Genomic DNA, 13,637 nt, shown 5'->3' with positions numbered 1-13,637 from the left:
TTGCGAGGTGCAGGAGGCTGCGCCTCCTGCTTCTTTCCCTTACACTGTTGGCCACCCGTCCTCCGTCCAGTTCAGCGCCTGGATCCGCAGTGTGGGCCTTCCGCCAGCCTGGCCGTCATAGGCATGATACACGATGTAGTGCACGCCTTCGTCCTCGAACACGGCGCAGTGCCCCGGCCCTTTCCAGCGATCATCGGCCTGCAGGACCGTCCGTCCGCCGCCATCGAGCAGCTTCGCGCCCGTGTCGTCGATATAGGGGCCATCCACGCCAGCCGATCGCCCGACGACGGTATAGTAGGTACTGTCCACGCCCTTGCAGCAGAAATCGTAGGACGCAAACAGGTAGTACAATGCGCCCCGCCGGATGATCACCGGCGCCTCGACCGCGCCGGGCATCGGCCGGCTGGCGATGTTTTTCGGCTTCTTCAGCCGGTTCTTCGGCTTGCCCGTCTTCGGGTCGGCCTCGTGCAACTGAATGCCTGACCAGAAGGAACCGAACGAGATCCAGTGCTTGCCGTCCGCCGCGATCAGGTAGTTGGAATCGATAGCATTGTATCTGTTATGGGCATCGGATTCGACCACCAGCCCCTCGTCCTTCCACCCGAAGGCCGGATCGGAGGTATCCAGGGTCGGTGAGGTCAAAAGCCCGATCACCGAACGGTTCGACCCAAAGGTCGAGGCGGAATAGTACAGGTGGAAGCGCCCGTTGACGAAAGCGATGTCCGGCGCCCAAGCGCCGCGCGTTCCGGGCACCGCATCGGTCACCCACTTTGGAAACTCGCGCAGAACATGCCCCTTCAAGGTCCAGGTGACCATGTCCGGCGAGGTCCGCCAGACAATCAGCCCGCCCTCGCGCAACTGCGACGTCGAGAACAGGTGATACACAGCCTTATCCTTGATGATGCAGGGATCGTGCACCGGCGCAAGGTCACCGCTCAGGTCTTTCGCCCGCGTAGCCGGCCCGATCAGGCCAAGCCCGACGACGCCACCCAGCATCTGCCGCTTTGTCAACATGGCAAACCTCGAAAAAAGGGCGCCGGCGCGGAAGAGTGCGACGGCGCCCCGAAAAGGGTCTTTAGGTTAGGAGATTAAAGACCTTGGGAGAAGCTTTTTTACAAACTACATCTTCCAGCGCACACCGACCGCAAACGAGCTGCTGATGAGGAAGTTATTGAAGTTGCTCATCTCAGGGCTGCCGACGTCTTCGAACTTGTAGTAGCCCTGGCTCTTTTGCTTGAGGATGTTGGTGGCGTCGAAGGTCACCGCCACCTTGTCGCTGACGTCGTAGCTGAGCTGGAAGTCGAGGAAGCCTTCGTCACGCGACCAGATACCGATCGGGTTGGCGAACAGGCGGGCCTCGTTGTTGCGCAACCAGTCGTCACGCCAGACATAGGACACGCGAGCGTCAAACGGGCCTTTGTCGTAGACCAGGGTGACGTTGTACGACAGGTCAGACACACCGAAGAAGTCGGTCTCGGCCTGATCGACAATCACACCCTGCAGGTTGGTGATCGGGATGTTCTGCGACGAGTCGAGCATGGTCAGACTGCCCTGGATACCGAAACCGTCCAGCGCGTCAGGCAACCACTTCGGGAAGTAGGTCATGGCCACTTCGGCGCCTTGCAGCACGCCGTCGGAAGCGTTGACCGGCGAGGTCACGATGAAGGTGTCCGTGTTCGGATAACGCGGATCGGTGTCGGTGATGCGGTTGAGCAGCGGCACGACCAGGCCTTCGATTTCGCGACGGAACAGCGTCACGTTGAACAGGCTGTCACGGGCAAAATACCATTCGAAGCCAAAATCGACATTCTTGGATTCGGTCGGACGCAGGTTCGGATTACCGCTGCTGCCGGTGCCATAGCCCGTATTGGTCAGGTCGTCGCCCAGGTTGCGGGTGGGATTGAGATCGGCAAAGTTCGGCCGGCGCAGGGTTTCACCGTAGTTGAAACGCAGACGGATATCGTCGGTCGCGTCGTAACGCACGGTCACGCTGGGCAGGTACTTGGCGACCTGAGCCTCGGCACCATTGGCGCCGAACGTCATGTCGGTGCTGACGTCGACGTAGCGAACCCCGATCTGGCTGAACAGAGTGCCGCCAAACAGACTATTCTCAAAGTCGGCCATGACATAGGCCGAGCCTGTCTTCTCGGTGATCTCAAAGGTCGTGTCGAACTTTAGAGCTTCGCTGGTCTTGATGCCGCGCCACGGCTCACGCGCCTGGACAAGGCGACGCATGGCATCGGCATTTTCTACCAGATAATCGCCGTTGACGACGGCCCACGAGTGCGGGAAATCGGCGATGCCGTCGAAGAAGCCGCTGTTGTAGGTGACGAAATCCGGATCGTAGGTCGTCAAGGCGGGGCCGCACATACAGCCGTCCTGGAACCAGCGGGCTTCGGTCGCGTCATGGGTGTCGTAGTTGAAACCGAAGCTGATCGTCTTAAGTGGACCCTTATCAGCCTGATAGACGCCGCGCACGGTTAGGGCTGTACCGCTGCCCTCGTTGCGGTTGGCATTATCGTAGAAATAGTCGGCATTCCACATGGCCGGATTGGCGGCGTCGGCATTGTTGCCATAGGCTAGCGAAGGCACGCCGTCATTGTCGTTGAAATCAACCGTCACCTTGTCGAAGACGTGCGTGGCACGCAACGCGATGAACTGCGTGTTGAACTCGCTGCTGACGTGCGACAGGTCAGCCGTCACGCGCAGCTTGTCGCCAATGTTCCACTTACCGTTCAGGGCAAAAATGTGGGTGTCGGTGCTCTGGGTGGTGTTTTCACCGCTGGTGAAGCTGAACGGGAAGTTGACCGTCCGCGACTTGATAACATTGCTGTTCGGATAGAGTTCGACGGTCGAGCCGGGATTGGCGCCCAAGCTGCCCCACCAATCGACGAAGGTGAACAGCATGCGCTGCTTGATCGTGTTGCGGTAACCTTCGTACGCGTATTCGAAGGTATATTCGGCGTCGGCATTGGGACGCCATTGCAGGGCCAGGTTAGCCGCCGGGCGTTCACGATCGCCCAGCAGATCGGTGGCGATCACGGCATCGCGCGTCAGGACGTAGGGCACAGGGGTGCCATTGAAGTCGAGGGTTGAGCCGGCGGCCCACGGCAGGCCACGCTCGGAACCCGGCTGCCACAGTTGCAGCAGGTCGTTCGGATCCGCTGTCGCCAAGTTCGGCACCCGTCCATCACTGCCGTTGATCTTTTCGTACGGTGCCCAGCCAGCCGGCGGGTTGGCCGTCATATAGGGCACCATCGCGCCGGCGGTGATGTTTTCGTCGCGGTACTGGGTACGGTTGTACGAGACGTTCAGCAAGGCGCCAACGTCGCCATGGCTGGTTTCCCAGCGATTGGACACCAGGGCCGACATGCTGGGGTTCAGCTTATCCGCCGGCATCAGATAGACGTTCCGGGCCGACAACGACAGTTCCGGTCCCTTGAAATCGAACGGACGGCGGGTAAAGACGTCGATCTGACCACCGAGGCCGGCTTCGAACTGGTCGGCAGAGCGGGTCTTGTAGACGTCGATACGGCTGATCAGGTTCGACGGAATATCTTGCAACTCAAGCTGACGACCGGAGGCGGTAAAGATATTGCGGCCGTTCCACGTGGTGGTGATGTCCGGCATACCGCGGATGAAAATGCCCGAGCCTTCGCCGCCGCCACGATTGGCGACCTGGATGCCGGTCACGCGCTGCAGCGCCTCGACAACGTTGTTGTCAGGCAGCTTGCCGATGTCTTCGGCGACGACCGAGTCGACGACCTGGACCGAACGGCGCTTGATGTTCAGGCTCTTCTGGATGGAGGCGCGAACGCCGGTCACGACGACGACATTGTCATCGGTGGCGGCGGCCGGCGTGTCCTGGGCCATCGCAGCTTGCGCGCCCATGCCAAGGGCCATCACGGATACAGCCGTCAGGCAGATGGATTTCAGATGACGGCCGCGACGACGGGCCGACGAGATGTCAGACATTTTTAGCTCCCTGGCAGAAATGGTTCATTTTGGGCCTGAACCTATGCTGCGATATTGTCCGACAATAATCTACTGTCAATAGCGCAAGCCAAGCTCAACCCCATTTTGTCTGATTTATGAACTCAATGTCTCATAAGCGCAACAACACCCAAAACTTCATCAGCAAAATCAAGGTTGTAAATTTTCACACATGAAAGTACAGGGCTTCGCAATTTACAATCTGGCGATATTATCCATTGAAATTCAGTGGGTTTCACGCGATTCTGGTATGACATAATTGGATGTTATGCGCCGATTAGCGCCTTCGCGTCGTCCGACAAATAGACATTCAGCCCCGACCTCGCTTACGCCATCAACGTGAACACGTTCCAAGATTGCGGCTTCAACGTCGCCGTAAACCGGCAGCCGCTGATTCGCGCCGTGCCGTTCGGCTTGGGTGAAACCGCATCGGGCGCATCCTTGGAATTGATCGCCTTCAGATTCGGATCATACAGTTCCTGCGACTCACCCACCTTCAACGCCTCACCCAGTCCGCGCAGGTCGACATCCAGCTCCATCGCGTCCTCCGTCGAGCGGTTCAGCGCGAACAGGCTGACCTGACCGGTTTGCGGATTGAACACGCCGCAGGCAATCAGGTGCGGCACCTCGCCATGCGCCTTCGTCGTAAAGGTCGAACTATCGACCTTCAGTTTCAGGATTTCACCATGACCATTGCGGGTGCAGTCGGCGATCGGATGGAAGATGGTCTGGCGCCAGGCCGGCCCGCCGGTTTCGGTGAAGATCGGCCCGATGACATTGACCAGTTGCGCCAGGCAGGCCGCCTTCACGCGGTCGGCGCGGTTCATCAAGGTCAGCAAGGCGCCGCCAACAACCAGGGCGTCCTCGAAATTGTACAGTTCTTCCAGCAGCGGCGGCGCTTCGGGCCACCCCGGCTTTTTCAGGTCTTCCGGGCGATGCGCCTTATACCAGACATTCCACTCGTCGAAGGACAGCATGATACGCTTCTTCGACCGGCGCTTGGCCGCCACCGCATCCGACACGGCGATGATCTCGTCGATATAGACCTTTAGGTTATCGATCTCGCCGAAGAACTCGGCGATGTCATTGCCATCATTGCGGAAATAGGCGTGCAACGAGATGAAGTCGACCTGCTCGAAACACTCGTCCAGCACCTCGTATTCCCACTTGGCATAGGTCGGCATGGCGCGCTGCGACGACCCGCAGGCGGCCAGTTCCAGGTCGGGCGAGATCCAGCGCATCACCTTGGCGGTTTCGCGGGCCAGGGCGCCGTATTCCCGGGCCGTCTTGGCGCAGGTTTGCCACGGCCCGTCCATCTCATTGCCCAGACACCAGAACTTGATGTTGTGCGGCTGCTCGAAGCCGTGGGATTTGCGCAGGTCCGAGAACTTGGTGCCGCCCGGATGGTTGCAGTACTCCAGGAAATCGCGCGCTTCGGCCGGGCCGCGTGTGCCCAGGTTGACGGCGAACATCGGTTCGACCCCGGCCTTGTTGGCCCAAAGCATGAATTCGTTGGTGCCAAACTGGTTGGTCTCGGTGGAGGCCCAGGCCAGGTCCAGGCGCACCGGACGGTCTTCCTTCGGACCTACACCGTCTTCCCAATCATAGCCCGACAGGAAGTTGCCGCCGGGATAGCGCACCACCGTAACGCCCAGTTCCCGGGTCAGCGCCAGCACGTCGCCGCGAAAGCCGTTCTCGTCGGCCGTGGCATGGCCGGGCTCATAGATGCCACCATAGACGCAGCGGCCCAGGTGCTCGACGAAGGTGCCGAAGACGCGGCGGTCCAGCGGGGCGACGATAAAGTCGCGGTCGGCGACGATCTTAGCAGTCAAGGTTTTTGCGGGGAGTGTCATCTGTCTTGTCTCGAAAGAACATGGAAAAGCAGGTCATTGACGCGGTGTTCGGCATCGGAAAGCGCCGCATCCACGCTCTTGTGGCCACGGATGGCCGAGGCCATTTCGTCACCGACAATGTCCTGGATGGCGAACTGGCGCTCGACGCCGGCGGGCAGGGTCTTGCCCGTCGACGCCAGGGCGACGATGTCGTTGCGGTGCGGCAGGCTGAGATATTGCGCGCTCTGCGCAACATCCTTCTGGGTCGGCAAATGGCCGGTGCGCGCCCAGTCGTAGTCGTGGACCTGCAGGAACTTCATCAGCTTCAGCACGGCGGCGCGCTCGGCCGGCGTACGGTCGCGTTTCGGCATCACCCAGGCATGGCCGTCGACAAAGGCGGCCTGCTCCGTGCCATACAGCATCGGATAGGGCTTGACGGTATAGCCTTGATACAGCGGGCGGCCAGCGGTATTGGCCTCGGCTTCGAAGGTACCGATCATCCAGGTCCCGACCAGGCAGATACCGCCCTCCCCGTTCAGAAATGCCGCCATCGCCGCGGGGTAGTCCTGGCCCGGCGCCATCAATCCCTCGGCATAGATCTGCTTGAACAGGTTGACGATGCGGCGGGCTTCCGGCGTGTTCAGCCGGATGGTCTTGGGGTCACTGAAGACAACGGCCTTCTGATCCAGGAGATAGGTGAACAGGTTGCGCGTAAAGGCGGCGCGTTCGTTATCGGTCGGCTGCAGCAGGTACGGCAGGCCTGTCTTTGCTTTAAACTGCCGCGCCTGGGCCAGCAGTTCGTCAGGATTACGCGGCAGGATGGGCTGGCCGTCGCGCACCAGTCCGGCCTTGGCGAACAGGTTCATATTGACGTGCCAGAGCTGGGTCCAGTTGTCGAACGGCATGCCGTAAACTTGACCATCAATCGTCACGCCATTGCGCGCCGCCGGCGTGAAGTTGTCGACGTCGAGACTGACTTCCTTGAACCCGCCGTCTAACGGCTCGATCAGGCCGCGCGAGGCGAAATCGGGCATGGCCGACATGTGCATGGTGGCGATATCGGGCGGATCACCGGAGGCGAACTGCGCCGAGAGTTGGTCGTAACCGGGCCATGGCGCGATATTGACCTTCAGCTTGATATCCGGATTGGCCTTCTGGAACTCGTCGAGCAGATGGGTGACGACTTCGCATTCGCCGTCGGGGTTCTTGATCGGCGCCTGGCCTTGCGGAACATTGGCGCGGCACTCGCCGAAGATGCGCTGAACCGTCACCTCGGTCACATCTGACTTCGGCTGGCAGCTCATCAAGGTTAGCCCTATCAGAGCCATCAGCACCGCTCTAAACTCCCTCTCCCCACTTGAGGGGAGAGGGTGGGGGTGAGGGGTTCTTTTCTTGAAAGGTCCAATCATCGTATCGCCGCTCCCGCCACCGCGCGCACGATGTACTTCTGGAAGATGATATAGACGATCAGGATCGGCACAGCGGCGAACACCGCCTGGGTCATCAGATACCCCAACCCCGACGTCTGGGCGAAGTTGATCTGCGACGCCGACAAACCGACCGTAAGCGTAAACATATCCGCCCGGGTTGCCGAGATCAGCGGCCACCAGTAGTCGTTCCACGAACCCAGGAACGTAAATATCCCCAAGGTCGCCTGCGCCGGAATGGTCAACGGCAGCAACACCTTCCAGAAAATCTTGAACCGTGAGGCGTTGTCGAGGATGGCGGCCTCATCCAGCTCCTTCGGGATGGCCTTGAAATACTGGGTCATCAGGAAGACGCCGAACGGGGCCGCCAGTCCCGGCAGGATCAGGCCAGGATAGGAATTATGCAGATGCAGGCCAGTGAAGAGCTGGTGGCGCGTGATGATCACCGCCTGCTCGGGGATAGCCAACCCGAACAGCACCAGCAGGAATATCTGGTCACGATAGGGGAACTCCAGCCGGGCGAAGCCATACCCGGCCAACGAGGCCAGGACGAGCACGCCGATCGTCTGCAAACCCGACACGATGACCGAATTCATCAGCCAGCGGAACACGCCCGAGCTTTTGGTGATGGCGGCATAGTTTTCAACTGTATAGGGCCCATGAAACGCATTGGCCGTCGACTGCAACAGGTCGCTGTTGGACTTCAGCGACAGCAGCACGGTCCACATCAACGGCACCAGCATGATGAAGCCCAGCACGACCAGGGTCGCCAGTAGGGCGACATCTCGCAGGCGTTTGTTGTCCGAGGCCGTCATGCGTTACCTCGTACTTTTGGTTGCGCTAACGCTTCGCTCCTTGAGCGCCGGGTCGTCACAAAATACTGCACCAGGGTCGCGATCAGGATGATGGCGAACAGGATCTGCGACGCCGCAGCGGCATAGCCGACATCCCAACGGCGGAAGCCGATTTCGAAGATGAACAGGACGATCGGCCGCGAGGCGCCATTGGGTCCGCCCTGGGTGATCAACTGCGGCTGACCAAACAACTGGAACTGCAACACACATTCGAAAATAGCGACCAGGATGATGGTCCGCGACACGCTGGGCAGGGTGATCGACCACAAGGTCCGCCACCACGAGGCGTTGTCGAGCTCGGCGGCTTCGTAGATATCTTTCGGCACCTGCTGCAAGGCCGACAGGTACAGCATCATCGGCAAACCCAGACACCACCACACGGTGATGATGGCCATGGAGATCATGACAATCTTGGGGTCGCTAAGGAAGGCGATGGCCTCGGCGCCGAACAGGGCGGTGATATTGGAGGCCAACCCGCCTTCGCTCATCAGGATCATGCGCCAGACCAGGGTGACGATGGTCACCGACAGCACCGACGACGAGAAAAAGACGCCGCGGAAAAACGCCGCCACCCGCGTCGTGCGGTTCAGCAGCAGCGCCAAGAACAGCGGCAACACCGTCAACGGCGGCACGGTCAGGGCAACAAAATAGAAGGTATTGGCGACGCTTTGCAGAAAGACTTCATCGCGGAACAGCCGCGCGAAGTTTTCGAACCCGACAAAGGTCCCGCCACCGAACAGGTCGGCCTTGAACAGGCTCAACCCCATCCCGGCGATCAGCGGATAGATCAGCAGGCAGAGATAGACGAACAGATACGGCGCCACGAACAGGGCATTGGTCCAGGATCCGCGCGATTTCAGCGACGACGCAGTCATCTTACCTCTCCCCGTTTACGGGGAGAGGACGAGAGCCGAGCGAAGCGTAGGCGATCGGGTGAGGGGCCTTCCGAAGACGTCCGAGCACCGGAAGCCAAGAGGCCCCTCACCCTTACCCACTCCCCGTGAAGAACGGGGAGAGGGGATTTTCCTTCCCCCCTCATCCCTCTACCTCCGGCGCATGATAACCCACACCCTCGCCGTCAAACAGATGCGCCGCCTCAGCATCCATCCTCAACCCGACAGGATCGCCCATCTTGACCTTGCTGGTGCCGGCGTCTTCGGCCGTCACAGCCGTCCCATCGGCCAGTTTGGTATAGACCAGGGTCCGTTCGCCCAACCGCTCAACGAATTCTACCGTCGCCGCCAGGCCGTCACCCGATCCGGCGATGTGGACGTTCTCAGGCCGTAAGCCGATCCGCCAGTCACTCGACGCCGGCAATCCTGCCGACACAACACCGGTCTTGAACACCCCGCCGGCCAGCTTCGCCATGGCCACCGGACCAGCCGTATCCAGCTCGACCTTCAGAATATTCATCGGCGGCGAACCGACAAACCCGGCCACGAACACATTGGCCGGCCGGGTATAGATTTCCATCGGCGTGCCGACCTGCTGGATCTTGCGGTCTTTCATCACCACGATGCGGTCGGCCAGGGTCATGGCTTCGACCTGGTCGTGGGTCACCAAAATCATCGTCGCCTTCAGCCGCCGCCGCAGTTGCGCCAGTTCCAGCCGCGTGCGCATACGCAAGGCGGCATCCAGATTCGACAAGGGCTCGTCGAACAGGAACAAATCCGGCTTTTTGACAATCGCCCGCCCGATCGCGACGCGTTGCTTCTGGCCGCCCGACAACTCGCCAGGCTTGCGATGAAGATAATCGCCGATCTCCAGAATCCGCGCCGCCTCGGCGATGCGAGTCTCAATCTCAGCTTTTCCCACACCGACGTTTTTCAGCCCGAAGGCCAGGTTATCGGCCACGGTCATATGGGGATAAAGGGCATAATTCTGGAACACCATGGCGACGCCGCGCGCGCCGGGCGCCAGTTGATCGACCCGGCGGCCATTGATGTGGATCTCGCCCGCGTCGACCTCCTCCAGGCCTGCGATCAGCCGCAGCAGCGTGGTCTTGCCGCAGCCCGACGGGCCGAGAAAGGCGACAAACTCATTGTCGGCGATGCTTAAGGTTACGCCATCCAGAACCGGAGTCGCACCATAGGCCTTGGTAACATGACTGATTTCGATGCCGCTCACGCGCCCACCCATCCTGCTTTTGCGTTTCCCTGGTGCCTGGATGGCGGCGACCGCTCTTTACTCAGACAAAAAGCCGTTTAGCACCGAACCCGGAGCCTCGCAAGAGCAGGTGATAGATTATGCGATGAAAGATATCCCCTGTAGAAAGGCACTAAATAATTGATTTTTATATCTATTACGTAAAAACGCCGCCCGGAACACATCCGGACGGCGCTACATTTTTGTCTGAGTAAAATACCTAGGCCGCCGACAGGCGATACAGGACCGAACCATGCGCGGGAATATCGGCCTGCACCCTGCCCTCGGCTGTTCCGATATCGGCGCGTTTCCACAGGTCGCGCACCTTGAACCGACCGGTCGCGGCAACGTATTTCAGTGGGAAACCAACCGTCTTCTGGCTGCCGGTGGTGTTGAACAGCGCCACATACAGGTCGTTATTGTTCACCGCCCGCGCCGTCCACACCCGCGTTCCGTCAGCCAGAAAATGCGGCTGGTTGTCCCGGCTCGCCTGATTGACGGCCAGCACTTCCAGATTGGTCAGCAGATCCAGGGTAGGCTGGTCGAGGTGGCGCAGGTCGCCGCCCATGATCAGCGGCGAACGCACGATCGACCACAGGCTCATCAGGGTCTGCTGCTCATCGGGCGTGAACTTGGTGTCGCGATCGCCCAGCGCCAGTCGTCCCAGCGGCAGCATGTCGCCGTCCGGCCAGGCGCCGGGTGCCCGCCAGGTGTTCCAGTTTTCGAAGCGGGTAAACTGGTCGTCCAGCAGCTTCCATTCGTCCCAGAAGTCGTCGCTGATCCGCCACATCTGAGCGAAGCGCCGGACGTGTTCACCGCGCGCGACGGGCGTTTCGCCGGGTGACAGGCTCAGCAGCATCGGCCGGCCGGAGTTCTGGATCGCCAGATGCGCCGCTTCGATCTCGGCCATATGGGCGTCATAGGGCCGGCTCATATCGTCCATCTTGACGAAGTCGACCCCCCAGGATGCGAACAGCTTGAAGACACTGTCATAATAGGCTTGCGCGCCCGGCTTGCTCATATCGACGCCATACATGTCCGGGTTCCACGGGCAAGTGCTGGTGGTGTCGGCGATATCAGCCGCCCTTACGGACGTCCCAATGATCGGCACGTTCTTCTTGACCGCCAGGCGCGGAATCCCGCGCATCAGGTGAACACCGAAACGCAGGCCCAGGACATGAACCTTGTCGGCCAGCGGTTTAAAGCCCTTGCCATTGGCCGAGGACGGGAATCGGTTGGGCGCCGGGAGCAGGCGGCCATGGTCATCCATGGTCGGCACGGGCTCAGAGTTGTAGGTGTAGCTGCGCGCCTCGGGCTCGTACCACTGGATATCGACCGTGAAGATATCATAGCCCGACGGCAGCAGCTTTTCGGCCATGATCTTCGCCGTTTCCAGCGACTGGTCTTCGGTAATGGTGGTGGCGAAGCTGTTCCAACTGTTCCAGCCCATGGGCGGCGTCGGCGCGAGCAATCCAATGGTCTGGGCGGACGCGCCGGCCGGAAGGGTGGCGGCCACACCGGCCAAAGCTGTACCGGCAAGCGCGGAACCGGCCAGGATGGCCCGGCGGCTGAGAGAATTGGAGGTCATGGCTTATCCCTGTGATCGTTGTTATTTGTCAGACTATAGTGTCCGGCAAATCCTGACCAGTGGGAAAAGCGTGTCACAGGTGGGAACAGGTAAACTCAATATCTCCCTCTCCCCACTTGAGGCACGGCTGTCCGGGGACGTCACCCCAACGCGTGATTGACGACCGGTCAAACGGCAGACGGTGCCGAAAGAATTCTTTGCCGCAAAAGTATTGATAATAAGGGTTTTCAAGCCAACGAGCGCACCAAACCTCGTCCGACAGATCGTGCGTGGCCTTCAGGATCCCCAGCCCAGCCATCAACCGTGTCGGCAGAGGCGGCCGACCTTTCTTATCGGTGTAAACCGCGCCAAGCTTGGTCTCAACAAAGGTCCAGTCGATCTTTTGCGCCAGCTTCACCAGCGGGTGGGTCGGATCGATGATCTGGTCCAGGCGCGATTGAAAGATATCTCTTTGCCCGGTCTGCCGACGCTCTTTTGGACGCACGATGCACTCTCCCACGGCCGCTATAGCGACAAAGGAATCACGCCAAAGCTGATCGTCAATTGCAAGAAAATCGCTGCGGACACCGCCATTTCTGGTAATCGCGAATACTTCAGACGTGAAAATTATTCAGCCACTTCAATGCCCTGCGAGTTGTTCACGGACGACCAATCACCGAAGGCTACTTGAACCCATCGGCAACATCCCCCCAGCCGAGGCCGAGCTACGATACCATGACACCTTGAAGGACGCTGCCATCGCAGCGTGACTCACGCAAATTGGCCTACGGAAATCCCGGGGCGGTTCAGCTACTTCACCCGCCACGATATTCTCCAACTACTTGCATGGAGAAATTTGACCCCGGACGCAAATGAGCAATTTCGAATGATAATCCCCGGATATCTTCCTTTTTGACGAAATCGAAGAAATCTGGCTTTGCTAAATACACTGGTGTTTCTCTCAACATTCCGCGACGTACACCCGTGAACTGCTTCGTAGCAAAAAAACTAGGAGCTTGCTCAAGATCAACATCAACATACACTTCAGATACCAAATTGAGACCAATTGTGTCGCCTACGGGGCATATTTGACCCATATCTGGCAGAGTCATCAATGGATTATTAAATACATTTGTTGGCTCGACAATATTGGCTAGTCGCGGCAAGTCTGCGACTTCAAACCAGCCTTCGATTATAGCTTTATTGCTTTTCTGATAGATTGGATTAAAGGTCGGGCCAGTTAGATTGTAGCGCCAAAAGCATTCAGCAAAGCCCCTCCTAACGACGATTTCATCCGCTATCGAATGCCCAATGTCAGTTCTGGGAAGGTTGCTTTCCCGCAAGTATAAAGGACCGCGATGCTCAGCGCCCGCCCCACAAACTCGGCACCCAGTAGCCTCCTCGTACTCAGTACCGCAATCTTCACCGCATGGCTCGAATGGAGTTCCAAGACGGACACGAAACAAGCGTGCCGCGCCAATTTCCTGTTTTGTATAATTTCGCTTTACGCTCCAACTTGTTAAAATAAATTCTTCTCCGTTTCTATACCTCTTCTGTAGAAGCTCAAAATACGGATCCGATCGAGTAATCTCTACCACTCTGATAGCGAATTCGTTGTCACCTAAAATTTTTCCAAATCCGATAGGCAGGATATCTTTTACCAACCGATTTCGAAGACGGAGATGATAAACTTCCTTCATTTCGACTCTCAAAATAGCGGAAACTGCTTGTAAACTTCAGAAGCAATTCTATTGAACTCTTGTTGGGTTATTTTTCCACTGTGGGAGAATATGGGAGAATAGGGGGACAGGAGAGGGAG

At 58.9% G+C, this 13,637-nt stretch carries 9 protein-coding genes and 1 pseudogene; all 10 read right to left on the bottom strand.

All coding sequences use genetic code 11. The annotated features are described in order from the left end of the window. Positions 1-39: 39 nt before the first annotated feature. Positions 40-1,014: an arabinan endo-1,5-alpha-L-arabinosidase gene (locus ABI_RS06420; RefSeq protein WP_006272070.1), complete on the bottom strand. Its 975-nt coding sequence runs from the start codon at positions 1,012-1,014 to the stop codon at positions 40-42. Between the two features lie 105 nt (positions 1,015-1,119). Then, positions 1,120-3,975 (bottom strand): TonB-dependent receptor, encoded by a 2,856-nt coding sequence (locus ABI_RS06415; protein WP_006272069.1) that lies wholly within the window; start codon positions 3,973-3,975, stop codon positions 1,120-1,122. A gap of 344 nt (positions 3,976-4,319) precedes the next feature. Next, entirely contained in the window at positions 4,320-5,846 is a 1,527-nt protein-coding gene (gene arfA, locus ABI_RS06410; protein ID WP_006272068.1) for an arabinosylfuranosidase ArfA, read from the bottom strand. Next, positions 5,843-7,153 (bottom strand): ABC transporter substrate-binding protein, encoded by a 1,311-nt coding sequence (locus tag ABI_RS06405; protein ID WP_157138724.1) that lies wholly within the window; start codon positions 7,151-7,153, stop codon positions 5,843-5,845. The genes arfA and ABI_RS06405 overlap by 4 nt, the downstream gene beginning before the upstream one ends. Before the next feature lie 77 nt (positions 7,154-7,230). Next, positions 7,231-8,067, bottom strand: coding sequence for a carbohydrate ABC transporter permease (locus ABI_RS06400; RefSeq protein WP_006272066.1), 837 nt, complete (start codon positions 8,065-8,067; stop codon positions 7,231-7,233). Continuing rightward, the gene (locus tag ABI_RS06395) at positions 8,064-8,981 is read right to left on the bottom strand and encodes a carbohydrate ABC transporter permease (protein ID WP_006272065.1); all 918 of its coding nucleotides are present in this window, start codon (positions 8,979-8,981) and stop codon (positions 8,064-8,066) included. Before ABI_RS06395 ends, ABI_RS06400 begins: the two co-directional genes overlap by 4 nt. Positions 8,982-9,141: 160 nt before the next feature. Further along, entirely contained in the window at positions 9,142-10,233 is a 1,092-nt protein-coding gene (locus ABI_RS06390; RefSeq protein WP_006272064.1) for an ABC transporter ATP-binding protein, read from the bottom strand. Positions 10,234-10,471: 238 nt separating this feature from the next. Beyond that, a complete protein-coding gene (locus ABI_RS06385; RefSeq protein ID WP_006272063.1) occupies positions 10,472-11,839 on the bottom strand; it encodes a glycoside hydrolase family 27 protein in 1,368 nt (455 codons plus the stop codon). Positions 11,840-11,984: 145 nt separating this feature from the next. Further along, a pseudogene (locus ABI_RS06380) lies at positions 11,985-12,326 on the bottom strand (transposase); the annotation flags it as partial. A 307-nt stretch (positions 12,327-12,633) separates the two neighbouring features. Next, on the bottom strand, positions 12,634-13,518 hold the full coding sequence (locus ABI_RS24950) for a hypothetical protein (RefSeq protein ID WP_157138722.1): 885 nt from the start codon (positions 13,516-13,518) through the stop codon (positions 12,634-12,636). Positions 13,519-13,637 lie beyond the last annotated feature (119 nt).

This window comes from Asticcacaulis biprosthecium C19 (assembly GCF_000204015.1).
GTDB lineage: Bacteria > Pseudomonadota > Alphaproteobacteria > Caulobacterales > Caulobacteraceae > Asticcacaulis > Asticcacaulis biprosthecius.
This window is presented reverse-complemented; position numbering and strand designations above follow the sequence as displayed.

Coding starts and splice junctions, on each gene's coding strand:
- ABI_RS06415 (WP_006272069.1), bottom strand. CDS start 3,975: ATGTCTGACATCTCGTCGGCCCGTCGTCGCGGCCGTCATCTGAAATCC.
- ABI_RS06395 (WP_006272065.1), bottom strand. CDS start 8,981: ATGACTGCGTCGTCGCTGAAATCGCGCGGATCCTGGACCAATGCCCTG.
- ABI_RS06420 (WP_006272070.1), bottom strand. CDS start 1,014: ATGTTGACAAAGCGGCAGATGCTGGGTGGCGTCGTCGGGCTTGGCCTG.
- ABI_RS06400 (WP_006272066.1), bottom strand. CDS start 8,067: ATGACGGCCTCGGACAACAAACGCCTGCGAGATGTCGCCCTACTGGCG.
- ABI_RS06385 (WP_006272063.1), bottom strand. CDS start 11,839: ATGACCTCCAATTCTCTCAGCCGCCGGGCCATCCTGGCCGGTTCCGCG.
- ABI_RS06405 (WP_157138724.1), bottom strand. CDS start 7,153: ATGGCTCTGATAGGGCTAACCTTGATGAGCTGCCAGCCGAAGTCAGAT.
- arfA (WP_006272068.1), bottom strand. CDS start 5,846: ATGACACTCCCCGCAAAAACCTTGACTGCTAAGATCGTCGCCGACCGC.
- ABI_RS24950 (WP_157138722.1), bottom strand. CDS start 13,518: ATGAAGGAAGTTTATCATCTCCGTCTTCGAAATCGGTTGGTAAAAGAT.